Genomic DNA, 17,472 nt, shown 5'->3' with positions numbered 1-17,472 from the left:
CCGTGCCGCGCTGGGCATCCCGTGCCTCGCAGGTCAGGCGGGATCGCCCAGCGAAGAGGCGAGCTTCACCCAGCGGCGGAGCAGGCCGGCGGCGGCGCCGCCGTCCACCGCGGCGCGGGCCCGGTCCAGGCCGTCGGCGAAGGCGTCCTCGAACGAGGCCGCGACGCCACCCTTGAGGTCGGCGCCGTGCGTGGCCAGGGCGCCCGCGGCGTTCGCGAGGACCGCGTCGCGGGCCGCGCCGGGCGCGCCGCCGAGCACGGTGTGCACGGCTGCCGCGTTGTAGGCGGCGTCGCCGCCGCGCAGCGCATCCGGCATCGGGCGGGCCAGGCCGAAGCGGAGGGTGTCGATGGTGGTCCTGCCGACGCTGCCGTTCTCGCCGGTCGCCCACACCTCGGTGGGGGCCGCGGTGGTGATCTCGTCGAGACCGTCGAGGCCGCGCACCACCAGGGCCCTGGTGCCGCGCCCGGCCAGCACGGAGGCCAGTACGGGGGCGAGCTGGAGGTTGGAGCAGCCGACCAGGGCGGCTCCGGGACGGGCGGGGTTGGTCAGCGGAGCGAGGTAGTTGATCGCGGTGGGCACACCCAGGACGCGCCGGACCGGCGCGGCGTGCTTGAGGCCCTGGTGGAAGGCGGGGGCGAAGGTGAAGCCGATGCCCAGCTCGCCGACGCACCGGGCGACCTGCCCGGCGCCGAGGTACAGCGGAATGCCGAGGGCTTCCAGCACGTCGGCGGAGCCGCTCTTGCTGGAGACGGAGCGTCCCCCGTGCTTCACCACCCTCACCCCGGCCGCGGCGGTGACGATCGCCGCCATGGTGGAGATGTTCACGGTGTGCGCGCCGTCGCCCCCGGTGCCGACGATGTCGACGACGTCCCGCCCGTCGACGGGCAGGGGAACGACCCGGTCCATGAGCGCGTCGAGCAGGCCGGAGATCTCCGCCGCCGTCTCGCCCTTGGCGCGCAACGCGACGAGGAAGCCCGCGAACGCGGCGGCCTCGTGGGCGTCGTTCATGACCTCGCCCATGGCCCATCGGGTGTCGTCCGCGGTCAGGTCCTCGCGGCGCAGGAGCGCGGCGAGGAGCTGTGGCCAGGTGCGGACGGCGGGTGCGGTCACGGGGTTCCCCTCGGTGTGGCGCGGAGGCACTGCTTGCCGGATCGTGTTCGACGACGGATGACGGGGCTGCGAGGGCCAGCGTACCGAGGCGGACGTGCGCCGCCCGCTCCGGCCCGTGGCCTCCGCCGTCCGTCAGTGCGGCCTCACACCACCCGGCGCATCCAGCCGTACGGGTCCTCGGCACGGCCGTACTGGATGTCGAGGACCCTCGCGCGCAGCGCGGACGTGTGCGCGCCCGGGGTGCCGTCGCCCACCGTCAGCTCGTACCCCTCGCCCTTGATGCCGCTGACCGGGGTCAGTACGGCCGCCGTGCCCGCCGCGAACACCTCGGTCACGGTCCCGTCCGCGATGCCCTCCCTGAACTCCGCGAAGGCGACGGGTCGTTCGACGGCCTTGAGGCCGAACTCGGAAGCCAGGGCCAGGACCGTGTCACGGGTGACACCCTCCAGGATGGTGCCGAGCGCGGCGGGCGTGATCAGCTCGCCGGCGGAGGTGACCAGGAAGAGGTTCATGGCCCCGGACTCCTCGATGCAGCCCTCCTCGCCCGCGCCGTCCAGGTAGAGGACCTGATCGCAGCCGTGCCGCTGGGCATCGGCCTGGGCGGCGAGACTCGCGCCGTAGTTGCCGCCGCACTTCGCGGCGCCCGTCCCGCCCCTGGCCGCCCGGGTGTACGAGGTGCTCACCCACAGGGTCAGGCCGCCCACGACCGGGCCGAAGAACGGCTGCGCGGGCGACGCGATGGCGCAGTACCGAACGCTGTGGGACGGCCGCATCCCGAGGAAGACCTCGGAGGCGAACATGAACGGCCTGAGGTAGAGGCTCTCCTCGCCCGTCGCCACCGGCACCCACGCCTCGTCCGCGCGTACCAAACCCTCCACGCTCGCGAGGAAGTCCTCCTCGGGCAGCGGTGGAAGACCCATGCGCAGCGCCGAGCGTGCGAAGCGGCGGGCGTTGGCCTCGGGCCGGAAGAGCCAGACGCTGCCGTCCGCGTGCCGGTACGCCTTGAGCCCCTCGAAGATCTCCTGTGCGTAGTGCAGCACGGCCGCGCCCGGGTGCAGGGAGAACGGCTTCAGGGCACCCACGCCCCGGTCGTGCCAGCCGGCCTCGGGCGTCCACGTGGCCGAGGCCATGTGGTCGGTGAAGTACCGGCCGAAGGCCGGTGCGGCCAGGATGGCGGCGCGCTCGGTCTCGGACACGGGGTGCGCGGTGCGCACGAGCGGGAAGACGGACCTCACGGCGGGATCCAAGGCGGGATCCACTCCGGAATCCACGGAGGTGTGCGGGGCGGTGTTCATCGTCGGTTCCTCGTATCGCTGTACTCGGTCGGGCGGCCCCCGGTCACAGGTCGGCCAGCAGTGTCGCGGGGCGCTCCACCCGGTCCGCGACGTACCGCAGGAAGCCGCCTGCGGCACCGCCGTCGCAGACGCGGTGGTCGAAGGTGAGGGACAGCTGGGTCACCTTGCGGACCGCGAGCTGTCCGTCCACCACCCAGGGCTTGTCGGTGATCCGGCCCACCCCGAGCATCGCCGCCTCGGGGTGATGCAGCAGGGGTGTGGAGCCGTCCACGCCGAAGACGCCGTAGTTGTTCAGCGTGAACGTCCCGCCGACCAGTGAGGCGGGACGCAGGCCGCCCGAGCGCACTTGGCCCGTCAGATCGGCCAGGGCCGCCGCCAGTTCGGACGTCGACCTGCGGTGCGCGTCGTGGACCACGGGTACGACGAGACCGTGCGGGGACCGGGCCGCGATGCCGAGGTGCACCGCGGTGAAGCGGACGATCTCGCCCCGCTCGCTCTCCATCGAGGCGTTCAGCTCGGGGAACCTGCGCAGACCCGTGACGCAGATCCGCGCGAGGAGCGCCAACAGGCCGATGTTCGCGCCCGGCTCGGCGGCACGGAGGGCGTCCCGGGCTTCGATCAGCCCGGTCGCGTCCACGTCCACCCAGGTGGTGGCGCACGGGGCTTCGAGCCCGCGGGACAGCTTCTCGGCCGCGGCCCGCAGCCGGCCCCGCAGCGGAATGCGCTCCACGCCCTCCGGCTCCGGACGCGGCTCCGGACGAGGCTCCGGCACCGGCGCTGCCACGGCCTGTTCGACGTCGCGGCGTACGACGACTCCGTGCGGCCCGCTGGGCCGGACCCGGGCGAGATCGACGCCGTGACGGCGCGCGAGGGAACGGACCAGCGGGGAGATCACCAACGGTGGCCCCGACCGGCCGGCGCCGCCCTGCTGAGGTTCGCCGGGCCCGCGCTGCCCGGCCGTCCCGGACGGCTGCGACGGCGCGGAAGTGTTCCCCGAGCGTCGACGGCGCCGGCCGGACGCGGCGGCGTGAGCCGTACCGTACCCGACCAGTACGTGCCCGCTCCCGGCCGCGGACGGCGCACCGCCGTTCTCGCGCGCACCTTCGTTCCCGGCTCCGCCTTCGTTCCCCGCGCCACCGTCGTTCTCGCGCGTCCCGGCGACGGAGGCCGGAACGGAAACGGAGACGGAGACGAGCGGTGCGCCGACCGCGACCACCGCGCCCACTTCGGCGTGCAGTTCCACCACCGTGCCGGCGTACGGGACCGGCACCTCGACGAGCGCTTTGACCGTCTCGACCTCGACCACCACCTCGTCCACCTCGACGGCGGCTCCCACGACGACCCGCCAGCCGACGATCTCGGCCTCGGTGAGCCCCTCTCCGAGGTCGGGCAGTGCGAAGACCCGCCGTTCGGCTCCCGTGCTCACGCGGCCCCCCGCGTCCCGAGGTGCCGGGTGTCCGGCTCGTCGTCGTACTGGAGCCGGTGGACGGCGTCCAGGATGCGGTCCACCCCGGGCAGGTAGGCGTGCTCCAGCTTCGGCGGCGGGTAGGGGATGTCGAACCCCGCGACGCGCAGCACCGGCGCGGCCAGCGAGTGGAAGCAGCGTTCCTGCACGCGCGCGGCGATTTCGGCGCCGACGCCCGCGAAGCCCTGCGACTCGTGGACGACCACGCAGCGTCCGGTGCGCCGCACCGAGGCCGTCACCGTCTCGTCGTCGAACGGCACGAGCGTGCGCAGGTCCACGACCTCCAGGTCGAGGCCCTCGCGGGCCGCCTCCCGCGCCGCGTCGAGCGCGACCGGGACCGAGGGGCCGTACGCGACCAGGGTGGCATCGCGGCCCTGGCGCCGGACCACCGCCCTGCCCGACGGCGGCGCTTCCCGCCGCTCCAAGTCGACCTCCTCCTTGGACCAGTACAGCTTCTTGGGCTCCAGGAACACGACCGGGTCCGGGTCCCGTACGGCGTCCCGCAGCAGCCAGTACGCGTCCTCGGCGGTCGCCGGGGCGACGACCTTCAGGCCCGGTGTATGGACGTAGTACGCCTCGCTGGAGTCGCTGTGGTGCTCGACGCCGCCGATCCCTCCGCCGTACGGGATGCGCAGCACCATCGGCAGCGTCACGCGGCCCCGGGTGCGGTTGCGCGTCTTCGCCACGTGCGAGGCGATCTGTTCGAACGCCGGATACGCGAAGGCGTCGAACTGCATCTCCACCACCGGCCGGAACCCGCCCATGGCCAGGCCGACCGCGAATCCCACTATCCCGGACTCCGCCAGCGGCGTGTCGAAGCAGCGCTCCTCTCCGAACGTCTGCGTCAGTCCGTCGGTGACGCGGAAGACACCGCCCAGCCGGCCGACGTCCTCCCCGAACACCAGCACGCGCTCGTCCTCGCGCAGCGCGTCGCGCAGGGCCCTGTTGAGGGCCCCCGCCATCGTGGCCTTGCTCATGTCAGCTCTCGGTGTCCTTCAGCTCGGCCGCCAGCTGGTCGCGCTGCTCCCGCAGCTGGGGCGTGGGTTCGGCGTAGACGTGCTCGAAGAGCCCGAGCAGGTCCGGCGGGGTCTCGTCCCCCATGCGGGTGCGCAGCTCGGCGGCCCGTTCCTCGGCCTCGGTCCGTACGGTCTCGATGTCGTCCTCCGTCAGGACGCCCCGGCCGCGCAGATACGTCTCCAGGCGCCGTACCGGGTCCGCCGCCTCCCACCGTCGGACCTCGTCGTCGTCGCGGTAGCGAAGCGGATCGTCGGCGTTGGTGTGCCCGTCCATCCGGTAGGTGTGCGCCTCCACGAGGTAGGGCCCCCGCCCGGAGCGGGCGTGCTCGACGGCCGCGTCGAGGACCGCCAGGACCGCGACGAGGTCGTTGCCGTCCACCTGCTCGGACGGCACGCCGTAGCCGACTCCCTTGTACGCCAGGGCCGGCGCGGCGGTCTGCCGGTCGAGCGGCACGGAGATCGCGTACCGGTTGTTCTGGACGAGGAAGACGACGGGGGCCCGGAACACGGCGGCGAAGTTCAGCGCCTCGTGGAAGTCGCCCTCGCTCGTTCCGCCGTCGCCGACGAATGCCATCACCACCCCGCCCTCGCCTTTGCGGCGCAGGGCGTCCGCCATCCCGGCCGCGTGCGGCAGCTGGGTGGCGAGCGGCGTGCACGGCGGCGCCACGCGCACCGCCGTCGGGTCGAAGCCGCAGTGCCAGTCGCCGCGCAGCAGGGTCAGCGCCTCGACCGGGTCCACGCCGCGCGCCACCATGGCGACGGTGTCCCGGTAGGTGGGGAAGAGCCAGTCCTCCTCGCGCAGCGCCAGCACTCCGGCGATCTGGCAGGCCTCCTGGCCCCGGCTCGACGGATAGACGGCGAGCATGCCCTGCCGGGTCAGCGCGGACGCCTGCCGGTCGAAGCGACGGCCGAGCACCATCTGCCGGTAGGCCTCGCGCAGCCGGTCCGCCGCGGGTTCGCGGTGGCCCGAAGATGCCGGGGACTGCGGGGACTGCGGGGACTGCCGGGCGTGTGCGGACCGGGCAGACCGGGGGGACCGGGGGGAACCCGGGCTCGCCTCACCGTCCTCGGTGACGAGCCGGACGGGTACGGGCGAGGGCAGCAGGGCCTCCGCCGCCGGTCGCGGGCCGGGCGCGGGGGCTGCCGTCGTGGCGGACATGTGGGGGCTCGCTCTCTGTGCGGAACGTGGACGGCGAAGCGGTGGACGGTGGGGCCGCTCTCGGGCCTCCCGGAGGGCCCGCGGGGCGGATCCGGGCTGTCGGTCCGGCGCTCACGCCGTGCGCTTGCGGTGGACCCAGGTGCGTTCCAGCTTCGCCACCACGTCGGGGCTGTGCATCCGGGCGGACTGCTCCAACGCGTACCGGCTCATGTAGGTACGGAAGAGGTCGTCGGACTCCTCGGCGAGGTGCATCATGCGGCGGTTGCTGGGCACGGCCGGGTCCGCGAGCCGGTCGGCGGCCGCCGCAACCGCCGCGTCCACGGCCTCGGGAGCGACGACCTCGTCGCACAGCGCCGACGCCTCGGGGCTGTCCGCCGCGACCTGCTCGCCGAAGAAGATCAGCCGCTGGGCCATCCGCCGGCCGACGACGCGGCCGAGCCGCATGTTGGCCACGCCGGGCACGATGCCCTCGGTGAGCGCCGGCAGCGAGAAATAGGCGTCGGACGCGGCGATCACCCGGTCGAGCACGAGTGCGACCTGGGTGGCGCCTCCGATCGCGAAGGTCTCGACGGCGCCGACCCAGGGCTTGCCGCCCGGCAGGTCGAGCAGACGGTGCCCCGAGCCGAGGTTCAGGCCGTGGATGAGCTTGCGGATGTAGCCCGTCTCCCGGCGCAGCATGAAGTCGACGAAGCCGATCTTCCCGGTGTAGAGGTCGGTCAGGTTGATGCCGGCGCCGAACGCGCGCCGGCCGCTGTACCGGGAGTGGGACAGCACGCTGCCGCGCAGCACGCCGACCGATACCGCGTCGTCCAGCAGAGCCAGGTCGACGGCGGTCTCCAGGGCCTCGACCACCCCGTCGTCCTCGGCGTTGAGGACGTGCTGGTTGCAGATGGTCACCTCGGCCACGCAGCCGTCCCTGCGGATCACCGCCTGCCCGAGGTCCAGGTGACCGGTGCGGCGGAACTCCGGGAGCAGGCCGAGTGCCCGGGCGGTGGGGGCGAGCATGGAGCGGAGCAGGTGCTCGCCGGTGTCGCTCCGGTCCAGCAGGTGGGCGAAGAAGATGCCCTGGTCGACCTCGCCGCCCGACTTCTCGGACTGCGGGAGCTGCCGGTCCGCGACGATCTCGGCGCGGGTGGGAACGAGTCCCGGGTAGCGGTCCGCCCCCGCGAACGCCAGTTCGTCCAGGCGGACCTGACGGCTGCGGCCGTCGGTGAGCTCGTCGTACACGTGGCGGGCGTGCAGGTCCAGAAAACGGTGCCGGGCCCGTCGGGCGGCGGCCTCGGCCTGCGCCGCCTCCTGCTGTTGGGCCGCGGAACGTTCGCGGCGGGGCGGCAGACCGGCGGTCAGCTTCTCGCAGGCCTCGACGTGGCCGCCGAGCAGCTTGGAGTCCGAGACGAGGTCGTCCCGGAAGTCCGGGGCGGCGGGCTCGATGGAAAGGGACATGGGGGCCTCCATGCGGGGTGGTCTCTTCCTGGGTGGGTCGGGCGGTACGGACCCCGAGGCGTCAGGGGGTCCGGGCTCACGTGCGTACGGTCAGGGGGCGAGGGTCCGCAGGTGCTCCTCGAGGAGCCGGCCGATCGCCGCGAGGGGCTCGCGCCGGGTCATGTCCATGTGCCCGCAGTCGACGGCGTGTTCGCGGATCTCACCCCGTACGTGATCGGCCCAGGCTTCCCCGCCGGTGAGCCGGCTGGTGCGTACGGCCTCGAAGAAGACCACGTCGCCGTCGAACCGGTCCGTCACGCGGTGGGCCAGGTACGCCGTTCGGTTGGCCAGCGTCGTGGCCACGACCGCAGCGACCTGCTCCGGGTCCAGCATGCCGAGGACCGGCTCGTTGGCCCGCAGCAGCGCGACGAGTTCCCCGTCCGTGGCCGGCTCCGGGAGGTCGCCCGGATCGCGGCCGAGGAGCACGCCCAGAGCCCAGTGCCGGTCTCCGGTCGCGGGCCGCCGCTCGGCCGGCGGCCGGGCGTCCAACAGCGCGAGGGTGGCGACGCGCTCGCCCAGCGAGGTGAGCCGGGTGGCCACCGCGTGGGCGAGGACACCGCCGAACGACCAGCCCAGCAGGTGGTAGGGCCCGTGGGGCCGCACCTCCCGGATCCGGGCGACGTGCGCCGTCACCAGCGCCTCGAAGTCGCGCGGCGCGGCGCCCGGGTCGCCCAGCTGCCCGGACTGCAGTCCGATGACCGGCCTGGACGCGTCGATGTGCGGGAGGAGCGCGGAGAACGCCCAGCTCAGACCGGAGATGGCCGGCAGACAGAAGAGGGGTTCGCCGGTACCCTCGCGCATCGTCAGTACGGGGTCCAGCGGGTTGCCCCGTCCGGCCCGGGCGCCCGGGCGGTCGAGGTGCTCGGCGAGCCGGGCCGCCGTGGGGGAGTGGTAGAGGTCGCGGATGGTGAGCCGGGCGCCCCCGGCCCTCAGGACGTCCTGGACACGGTCGAGGAAACGCACGGCGAGCAGCGAATGGCCGCCCAGGTGGAAGAAGTTGTCGTGCACTCCCACCTCGGGGACGCCGATGACCTCGGCCATGACGGCGCACAGCTCCCTCTCCAGCGCGGTGTTCCGCGACCGCCGGGTCGTCCGTCCGGCGGCGGCCGGTGCGGGGAGCGCACGCCGGTCGAGCGATCCGTCCACCGTCACGGGCAGCTCGTCGAGCAGGACGACGGCGGGCACCAGGTGGGCGGCCAGCCGCTCGCGCAGCCGGGCCTCCAGGCCGTCCGCCGTGACGGAGCCGTCGGCGGGAACCGCGTAGGCCACCAGGCACGCGTCGCCCGGCTCGTCCTCGCGGACGACCACGGCCGCCGCGACGACGTCCGGACGGCCGGCCACCTCTGCCCGTACGGCGCCCAGATCGACCGGGAAGCCGCGCAGCCGGACCTGTTCGTCCACCCTCCCGGCGTCCTCGATCACGCCGTCCGCCGTCCAGCGGGCCAGCCGGCCGGTGCGGACCATCCGCCGGCCCGGGTCGACCGGGCACGGCACGGACGGCTCCGCCGCCCGGTCCGCCCGGTCCGCAGAGTCCGCCGGATCCGCCGGGTCGTCGAGTGCCGACGGGGCCGCGCAGACGTGCAGTTCGCCGACGACGCCCGCCGGAAGGAGGCGCAGCGCGTCGTCCAGGACGTGGCTCCTGCGGCCGGTGGCGCCGTCGTCGCCCCAGGCGAGCACCCGCTCGCGTTCCCCGGCGTCGAGCAGCTCGATCGCCGTGACCGGTGCGTCCGGGTCCCGTGCGACCGCGCCGAGCAGCCGGGACAGCTGCCCCGCCATCGCACGGACGGTCTCCGTCGCGTACAGGTCGGCGCTGCCGCCGACGGCCACCACCAGATCGCCCGGCGTGCCCGCAGGGGACCGCCGCGGGGTGAACCCGAAGGACAGGTCGAACTTGGCGACGTCCGTGTCCACCCTCTCCTCGCGGGTGACGAGCCCCGGCAGCTCCAGCGCCGTGCCGCCCTCGTCCTGTGCGGTCAAGAGCACCTGGAACAGGGGGTTGCGGGTGGCGGAACGCTCCGGGTTCAGCGCCTCGACCACCCAGTCGAACGGCACGTCCTGATGTGCCCAGGCCGCGATGTCCGTCTCCCGCACCCGCTCCAGGAGCTCGCGGAAGGACGGATCGCCGTGCGTGCGGGTCCGCAGGACCACGGAGTTCACGAAGAAGCCGATCAGCCGCTCCAGCGCCTCGTCGGCCCGCCCGTCCACCGGCACGCCGATGGACACGTCGGAGCCGGCGCCCAGCCGCCCGAGCAGCGCCGCGGTCGCGGCGTGGACGACCGTGAACAGGGTCGTGCCGGTCTCCCGCGCGAGGTCGAGCAACCGGGCGTGCACCTCCGCCGGGCAGGTCACCCGGTGCGTCACGCCGCGGTGCGAGGCGACCGCCGGACGCGGGCGGTCCGTTCGTGGCAGGACCTCCTCGGGAAGGCCGGCCAGGGTCTCCTTCCAGTGGGCGAGCTGGCGCGCGGCCTCGCTGCCGGGGTCGGCGGGATCGCCCAGGAACTCCTGCTGGCGGACCGCGTAGTCGGCGTAGCGGACCGGCAGCGCGGCCCAGTCGGGAGCCCGGCCCTCGCACCGTGCGGCGTACGCGGCGGCCAGATCCGCGTACAGCACCCCGCGCGAGGCGCCGTCGGTCGCGACGTGGTGGATGACGAGCAGGAGCAGATGGCGCCGCTCCTCGACCCGCAGCAGATGGGCCCGCAGCGGCCGGTCCACGGCGAGGTCGAACGGCACTTGGCCGAGCCGGGCCAGCACGTCCGCCACCTCGGCGTCGGCGACCGGCACCACGGGCAGGTCCACTCCGCCCTCGGCCGGGTCGAGGACCCGCAGGTGCGGATCGCCGTCCCGCAGCTCGAAGACGCAGCGCAGGGTCTCGTGGCGCGCCACGACGTCGGACAGCGCACGCCGCAGCGCCTCCGCGTCCAGAACGCCCTCCAGCCACACGGCCGTCGGCACGTTGTACGTGGACGACGGGCCCTGTTGCCGGTTCAGGAACCAGAGGCCCTGCTGTCGTACCGACGGCCGGAAGACGCGGGGCCCGGCCGCCGTCGCGCCGGCCGCGCGGCGCGGTCCGCCGCCGGCCGCGGCCTCCTCGACGAGCGTCGCCAGGGCACGCACGGTGCGGTGTGTGAACAGGTCCCTGACCCGGACCGCCGCCGCCCCTTCGGGCAGCGCCTGACGGAGCCGCGCCACCAGCCGGGTGGCGAGGAGCGAGTCACCGCCGAGTTCGAAGAAGTCGTCGGTGACACCCACCCGGTCCACGCGGAGCAGCTCGCCCCACATGTCCGCGAGGGTCTGTTCCCAGACCGTCGCCGGAGCCTCCCGCAGCCGTGCCGGTCCCGCCTCGACGGAGTCCGCGGCGGGCAGCGCCTTGCGGTCGATCTTGCCGTGGCTCTGCAGCGGCAGCCGGTCGAGCGTCAGGAAACGGGACGGCACCATGTGGTCGGGCAGGCGCTCGCGCAGCAGGCCGCGCAGGTCCGCGGAGTCCTGCGGCGCCGCTCCCGGCTCCGCCTCCAGGAAGGCGACGAGCAGCTGCGGCCGGTCGGCCGGGTGTGCGACGACCACGGCCTGCGCGACGCCCGGCAGCTCCCGCAACGCGGCCTCGACCTCGCCGAGTTCCACCCGGTGTCCGCGGATCTTGATCTGGTGGTCGGTGCGGCCGAGGAACTCCACGCTGCCGTCGGGAAGCCAGCGTGCCAGGTCGCCGGTCCGGTACAGGCGGGATCCGGCGGGACCGAACGGGTCGGCGACGAAACGTTCCGCGGTCAGGGCCGGCCGGCCGAGGTAGCCGCGGGCCAGCCGCTCCCCGCCCACGTACAGCTCGCCCGCGGTGCCCGGCGGCACCGGCCGCAGGTGGCTGTCGAGGACGTGGACCCGCACGGAGGGCAGCGGGCGGCCGACGGGCGTCGTTCCGCCGCCGCGCCGGTCGGCCGTGATCTCGTGAACCGTCACGCCGACCGTGGCCTCGGTGGGACCGTAGTGGTTGAGGACGGCGCAGACCCCGTGCCCGGCCAGGTCCGCGGCCCAGTCCTCGGAGGAAGCCTCACCGCCCAGGAGCAGCGCCCGGTTCGGCAGCAGCCGCTTGGCCCCCGGGCCGGCCGCCAGCGCGGACAGGTGCGACGGCGTCATCTTCAGGTAGTCGAGGTCGGCCCGCTCCACGGCCGTGGCGAGGTCCTCGCCCGTCAGGTGCCTGGGCAGCAGGTGCAGGGTGCCGCCCGTGGTCAGGGAGAGGTACAGCATGGTCATGCTGAAGTCGAAGGCGAGCGACTGGGACAGCCCGTAGGCGGCCCCGGGCCGTACGTCCAGCCGGTCGAGCATGCCGCTGAGGTACGTGACGATCTCACCGTGCTGGACGGCCACGCCCTTGGGGCGGCCGGTGGAACCCGAGGTGTAGATGACGTACGCGAGGTGCCCGGCACCCGAGAGCTCCGGGAGCGCCGTCTCGTCCTCACCGGTGCCCGCGACGCCATGGGCCTCGTCGATCAGCACCCGCGCGCCGGTGTGGCCCGCCAGGCGGGCGCCGTGCTCCCGGTCGGTCAGGAGCACCAGCGGCTCGGCGTCCGCGAGCAGCGACTCCAGGCGGGCCGCCGGCTGGTCGGCGTTGAGCGGGATGTAGGCCCCGCCCGCCTTCAGCACCCCGAGGATCGCGACCACGCAGGCGATGGGATCGTCCAGGCAGATCGCGACCAGGCGGTCCGGGCCCACACCGGCCCGCCGAAGGACCCGGCCGAGCCGGCCGCTCAGGGCGTCGAGCCGCCCGTAGCTCACCCGCTCGTCGCCGTGCACCAGCGCGGCGGCGCCGCGGTGTTCCCGGGCGGCGAGTGCGAACAGCCCGGTCAGCGTGGCGGCCCGCGCGGCGGGCGGCGGGGCGGCGGTGCTCCACGCCTCGATGGTCTGCCGCTCCGCCGGCGTCAGCAGATCGGCATCCGTGTACCGGCCGTCCGGTGCGTCGGCCATGCCGGCGAGCGCCGTCTCGTACCGCAGGCGCAGCGTCTCGACGCGATCGGCGTCGAGGCGCTCGGAGTCGTACCGCATGCCGAGCGTCAGTTCGCCGCTCGCGCTGTCCACGCTGAAGGAAGCGCCGAAGCCGAAGCTGGTGGAGCCCGACCCGGCCGAGTCGAGCACCTCGACGGCGGTCTCCTCCGTCAGGGAGCGCTCCACATGGAAATGCGTGTAGTTGAAATACGTGTCGAACAGCTCTTGCTGACCGCTGCTCCGCCGGATCTCCGACATCGGGTAGCGCCGGTGCCGCTGGATCTCGTTGTCGAGGCGGGCGGTCTCCCGGATCAGCTCGTTCCAGGTGCCGCCCGCCATCCGCATCCGGATCGGGAGGGTGTTGAGGAAGAGGCCGAGGCACTTGTCCGCGTCCCGGGTCTCGGCCCGCCCGTTGTAGACGGCGCCGGTCACCACGTCGTCCGTGCCGCCGATCACGCTCATCACCCGCAGGTGCGCGGCCAGCAGGACGACGCGCAGCGGCACGTCCAGCCGCTCGGCGAGCCGCCGGACGGCCCGGCCGAGATCGGCGGGCACCACCCGGTGGCTGAAGGCCATGACCGGCTCCGGGGCCGCCGTGTCACCGTGGCGTGCCGTGCCGAGGGCCGGGGTGAAGGAGAGGCCGTCCAGCGACTCGCTCCAGAACCGGGCGGACTCGGGATCCGCCATCGCCGCCCGTTCCAGCTCCACGAAGTCCCGGAAGCGGGCCGACAGGCGCCCTTCCGGCGAGGACACCGCCTCTGCCTGCCCGGACGACAGCGCCTGGCCGTACCGGGTCAGCAGCTCCACGAACAGGGACCGCTCGCTCCAGCCGTCGAGGATCGCGTGGTGTTCGACGACGAACAGCTCGAAGGTCCCGTCCGTCAGCCTCTGGACGTGGAAACGGACCAGTGGGGGTCGTGACCACGAGAAGGGCGTGGACGTCTCCGACGCGAACCGAGCCGCCACGGCGGCGTCCCGCTCCGGCCCGGACAGCGAGCGCAGGTCTTCGAAGGTGATCGGCGGATCCGTCTGCCCGTGTACCAGCTGGACCGGCTCGTCGAACCCGTCGAGGGCGAAGGAGGTGCGCAGGATCTCGTGGCGCCCGCAGACCGCCGCCACCGCCGCCCGCCACGCGTCCGCGGAGAACGGGGCGCGGAGCCGGTAGTGCCAGGCGTTGTGGTACTGGCCGGTGCCGGAGTCGCTCAGATCGCTGTGGAACACCATGCCCAACTGCAGCTGGGTCATGGGATACGCGTCCTCCAGCCCCTCGGGAAGCCGGCTCCGGTCCGCCGCGGACAGCAGCGCGAACGGTTCCCGCTCCTCGGGCGACGGGGACCGCTCCGGGTCGAGCGAGGTGGTGACCTCGCCGAGCCGTCGGATCGTCTGGAGGCCGAGCAGGTCCGTGAGCGAGAAGCCGAGCCCGGCCTCGCGGGCCGCCGCCATCACCTGGATGCTGCGGATGGAGTCGCCGCCGAGTGAGAAGTACGTGTCGTCGATGCCCACCCGGTCGTGGCCCAGTGCCCGGCACCAGATCTCCGCCAGTCGGCGTTCGACGTCCGTCCGCGGCGCGGTGTGGGGCCGCTCGGCTGCGGCGGCCACGGCCCGCGGGTCGGGCAGCGCGGCCCTGTCGGTCTTGCCGTTCGCGGTGAGCGGGAAGGCGTCGAGCTCGACGAAGGCCGCCGGGACCATGTAGTCGGGCAGCCGGCCGGCCAGGTGTGCGCGCAGCGCATCGGCGAGCGGCTCGCCGGCTCCGGCCCCGGCTCCGGTTCCCCGGCCGGTGGCCGCGTGCGGGGCGCCCGGGACGACGTACGCGGCGAGGTACGGGTGCGCCTCGGCGTCCCGGCGCAGGAGCACCACGGCGGCGGAGACCCGCTCGTGGTCGGCCAGCGCCGCCTCGATCTCCCCGAGCTCGATGCGGAATCCGCGCAGCTTGACCTGGTTGTCGATGCGGCCGCGGTACTCCAGCTCGCCGTCGGGCAGGAGGGCGACCAGGTCGCCGGTGCGGTAGAGCCGGTCGGACGTACCGGGTGCGAACGGGTTCGGGACGAACCGCTCGGCCGTGAGGTCCGGGCGGTTGAGATAGCCGCGGGCGAGGCCCGCCCCGCCGACGTGGAGTTCACCCGTCGCCCCGGTGGGCACGGGCCGGGACCACCGGTCGAGGACGTACATCCGCAGGTCGGGGATGGCGACACCGATGACGCTGCCGCGCTCCGCCGCCAGGTCCGCCAGGGTGATCGGGCGGTAGGTGACGTGCACCGTGGTCTCGGTGATGCCGTACATGTTGACCAGCCGCGGAGCGGTGTCGCCGTGCCGGGCGAACCAGTCCCGCAGACTCGCGGGTTCGAGGGCCTCACCGCCGAACACGACGTGACGCAGGGCGAGTTCCGCGGGATGACCGGAGCCGTCGGCTTCGGCGTCGGCCTGGCTGAACCGGGCGAAGGCGGACGGCGTCTGGTTCAGCACGGTGACACCCTCATCCGCCACGAGCCGGCGGAAGTCGGCGGGGGTGCGGCTGGTCTCGTAGTCGACCACGACCAGACGCCCGCCGTGGACGAGCGCGCCCCAGATCTCCCACACCGAGAAGTCGAAGGCGTAGGAGTGGAAGAGCGTCCAGACGTCGTCCTGACCGAAGCCGAACCACGGCCGGGTGGCGGAGAACAGACGCGTGATGTTCCGGTGCGGGATCAGTACGCCCTTGGGCCGGCCCGTCGAGCCGGAGGTGTAGATGACGTACGCCAGATCGTCCGGGCTCCCGCAGGCGGCGGGCGGGGTGTCGGGGAAGGAGGCGATGTCGTCCGAGTCCTGGGCGAGGTGCACGAGGCGCCCCTCGAAGGACGTCCAGCGGGCGGCCGCGGCGTCGTCGACCAGGATGATCCCGACGCCCGAGTCCTGCGCCATGTAGGCGAGGCGGTCGGACGGGTAGGCCGGATCGAGCGGTACGTAGCAGCCGCCGGCCTTCAGGATGCCGAGGACGGCGACGACGAGCTCGGGTGAGCGCTCGACGGCGAGGCCGACCATGACGTTCGGTCCGACACCGAGGCTCCGCAGGAAGTGCGCGATCCGGTTGGAGCGGCGGTCCAGCTCCGCGTAGTCGAGGTGCTCGCCCCGGAAGGTGAGCGCGGGGGCGTCCGGAGTCCGCCGGGCCCACGCGGCGAACAGCTCGTGGCACTTCAGTGCCGTGCCGTCCGTGCCGTCCGTGCCGTCCGTCCAGTCCGTCTCGTCGGCGGCGGAGGCCTCGTCCGGCGCGGCGGGTGCCGCCGGTGCCGGGACCCAGCGCTCGTACTCGGCATCGGTGAGGACACGAAGGCCGGAGACGGGCGCGGAGGGGTCGCCCAGGATGCTGTCGAGCAGCCGACGGTAGTGCTCGGCGAAGAGAAGAATCGTTTCTTCGGTCAGGACGTCGCTGTGGTACTCCACGGAGCAGTGCACGCCGTCGGCGGACTGCTCGACGTCGAAGAGCAGATCGAACTTGGCGGTACCGATCTCGGGCGCCAGCTCCGCGACCTCGGCTCCGGGCAGGCTCCAGTCCTGGTCACGGCCGTGGTGCATGCTGAACATGACCTGGAAGAGCGGCGGCGTGCCCGGGTCCTGCGGCGCTCCCTTGAGGTCGGCGAGCCGCTCGAACGGGATGTCCTGGTTGTCCTGGGCGTCGAGGACGTCGTCCCGCAGCGTCTCCAGGAGTTCGGTGAACGGCGGATCGGCCGAGAGGTCCGCCCGGATCACGGTGGTGTTGACGAACAGGCCGACGGTGTGGGCGAACTCCTCCTGCTGCCGGCCCGCCACCGGCACTCCGACGGCGATGTCGGCCAGGCCGGTGTACCGGCTCAGCAGCACGTGGAACGTTCCCAGCAGACCGGTGAAGAAGGTGGCGTTGGAGCCGTCGCACAGCTCCTTGAGCCCTCGCACGGCACGGTCGTCGAGGGGGAAGCGGTGTACGGCGCTCGGACGGGCCCCGCCGGTGGACGGCCGCTTGCGGGTGGCCGGGTGCCGGACCACGGGCAGGTCGCCCGCCAGCCTCTCCCGCCAGTACTCCTCCTGCTCCAGAGCCGCAGGACTCGCGAGCCACTCCTCCTGCCACTCGGAGTAGTCGGCGTACTGGAATTCCGGGGGCTCTTGGTCGTCGGGCCGTCCGGCCAGGGCGAGTTCGTAGCCGCGGGCCAGCTCCGTGAGCAGTACGCGCAACGACCAGCCGTCCACGATGATGTGGTGCATGGTCAGCAGCAGGACCCGCTCGGTGTCCGACCTGCGCAGCACGGCGACCCGGAAGAGGGGCCCGTTCAGGAGGTCGAAGGGGCGTCCGCTCTCACGGCGGATCCACTGCCGGACCTCGTCGTCGGACCAGTCCCGGGCCGTCCCGGCTGCCCCGGCCGCCCCGTCCGTCCCGGCGGCCGCCTGGCCGGCCTGAGCCGTCCCGCCCGCCCGGACGTCCGTGACGCTCCAGCTCAGCTCCGCCGTGTCCGGGATCAGCTGGACGAGTGCGCCCTCGCGTACGGCGAATCGCGTGCGCAGCGCCTCGTGCCGGTCCACCAGACCCTGCGCGGAAATGCGCAATGCGGCCTCGTCGACGTCACCGTCCAGCCGATAGCAGACGGGCGTGTGATAAGTGGGCGCGCCGGCCGCCATCTCTTCCAGGAAGAACATTCTCCGCTGAGCGCGAGAAGCAGAGAAGGTCGAGACGGTGTCGTCGGAACAATGGACCGTATTCACATGGCCTCCCCCGTGCAAATTTCTAGCCACCCAAGATCATAACCATCATCCGTGATCACGGATCAATACATTCCGTTTCCGGCAAGCTCCGGACGGGAGCATCCGGAGGCTGTTGAACACCGCTCTGACCTGCGGCGATATCCGGATGTCGGAATCTCGGCCCGCGAGTCGGCGGGTGATCTAGAACTCTCCCGCCGTCTCAAATGGCAAGATGATGGACCGGTTTGGCCGAAAGGGTCGCGACAGGGCTAATGTCTCTGTTTCGTG

The 17,472-nt window shown here is 73.4% G+C and carries 7 protein-coding genes; all 7 read right to left on the bottom strand.

Translation table 11 applies throughout. The features are described from left to right. Positions 1 to 33: 33 nt before the first annotated feature. A complete protein-coding gene (gene trpD, locus ACFYXV_RS31595; protein WP_389384743.1) occupies positions 34 to 1,110 on the bottom strand; it encodes an anthranilate phosphoribosyltransferase in 1,077 nt (358 codons plus the stop codon). Between the two features lie 143 nt (positions 1,111 to 1,253). Next, positions 1,254 to 2,345: a branched-chain amino acid aminotransferase gene (locus ACFYXV_RS31590; RefSeq protein ID WP_389384793.1), complete on the bottom strand. Its 1,092-nt coding sequence runs from the start codon at positions 2,343 to 2,345 to the stop codon at positions 1,254 to 1,256. A 103-nt stretch (positions 2,346 to 2,448) separates the two neighbouring features. Continuing rightward, positions 2,449 to 3,831, bottom strand: coding sequence for a dihydrolipoamide acetyltransferase family protein (locus tag ACFYXV_RS31585; protein WP_389384742.1), 1,383 nt, complete (start codon positions 3,829 to 3,831; stop codon positions 2,449 to 2,451). Then, positions 3,828 to 4,847 carry an alpha-ketoacid dehydrogenase subunit beta gene (locus ACFYXV_RS31580; protein ID WP_385463370.1) on the bottom strand — a complete coding sequence of 340 codons (1,020 nt, stop codon included), beginning with the start codon at positions 4,845 to 4,847 and terminating at the stop codon, positions 3,828 to 3,830. Before ACFYXV_RS31580 ends, ACFYXV_RS31585 begins: the two co-directional genes overlap by 4 nt. Before the next feature lies 1 nt (position 4,848). Then, positions 4,849 to 6,045: a pyruvate dehydrogenase (acetyl-transferring) E1 component subunit alpha gene (gene pdhA, locus ACFYXV_RS31575; RefSeq protein ID WP_389384741.1), complete on the bottom strand. Its 1,197-nt coding sequence runs from the start codon at positions 6,043 to 6,045 to the stop codon at positions 4,849 to 4,851. Between the two features lie 111 nt (positions 6,046 to 6,156). Continuing rightward, positions 6,157 to 7,488 (bottom strand): enoyl-CoA hydratase/isomerase family protein, encoded by a 1,332-nt coding sequence (locus tag ACFYXV_RS31570; protein ID WP_385463364.1) that lies wholly within the window; start codon positions 7,486 to 7,488, stop codon positions 6,157 to 6,159. A 90-nt stretch (positions 7,489 to 7,578) separates the two neighbouring features. After that, complete coding sequence (locus tag ACFYXV_RS31565; protein WP_389384740.1) at positions 7,579 to 17,205, bottom strand: amino acid adenylation domain-containing protein; 9,627 nt, start codon at positions 17,203 to 17,205, stop codon at positions 7,579 to 7,581. Between the last annotated feature and the right edge of the window lie 267 nt (positions 17,206 to 17,472).

The sequence above is a fragment of the Streptomyces sp. NPDC002181 genome (assembly GCF_042890485.1).
In the GTDB taxonomy this organism is placed as follows: domain Bacteria; phylum Actinomycetota; class Actinomycetes; order Streptomycetales; family Streptomycetaceae; genus Streptomyces.
This window is presented reverse-complemented; position numbering and strand designations above follow the sequence as displayed.

Bases quoted from the DNA above. Each gene is read 5' to 3' on its own strand.
- ACFYXV_RS31570 (WP_385463364.1), bottom strand. From the start codon at position 7,488: ATGTCCCTTTCCATCGAGCCCGCCGCCCCGGACTTCCGGGACGACCTC.
- pdhA (WP_389384741.1), bottom strand. From the start codon at position 6,045: ATGTCCGCCACGACGGCAGCCCCCGCGCCCGGCCCGCGACCGGCGGCG.
- ACFYXV_RS31580 (WP_385463370.1), bottom strand. From the start codon at position 4,847: ATGAGCAAGGCCACGATGGCGGGGGCCCTCAACAGGGCCCTGCGCGAC.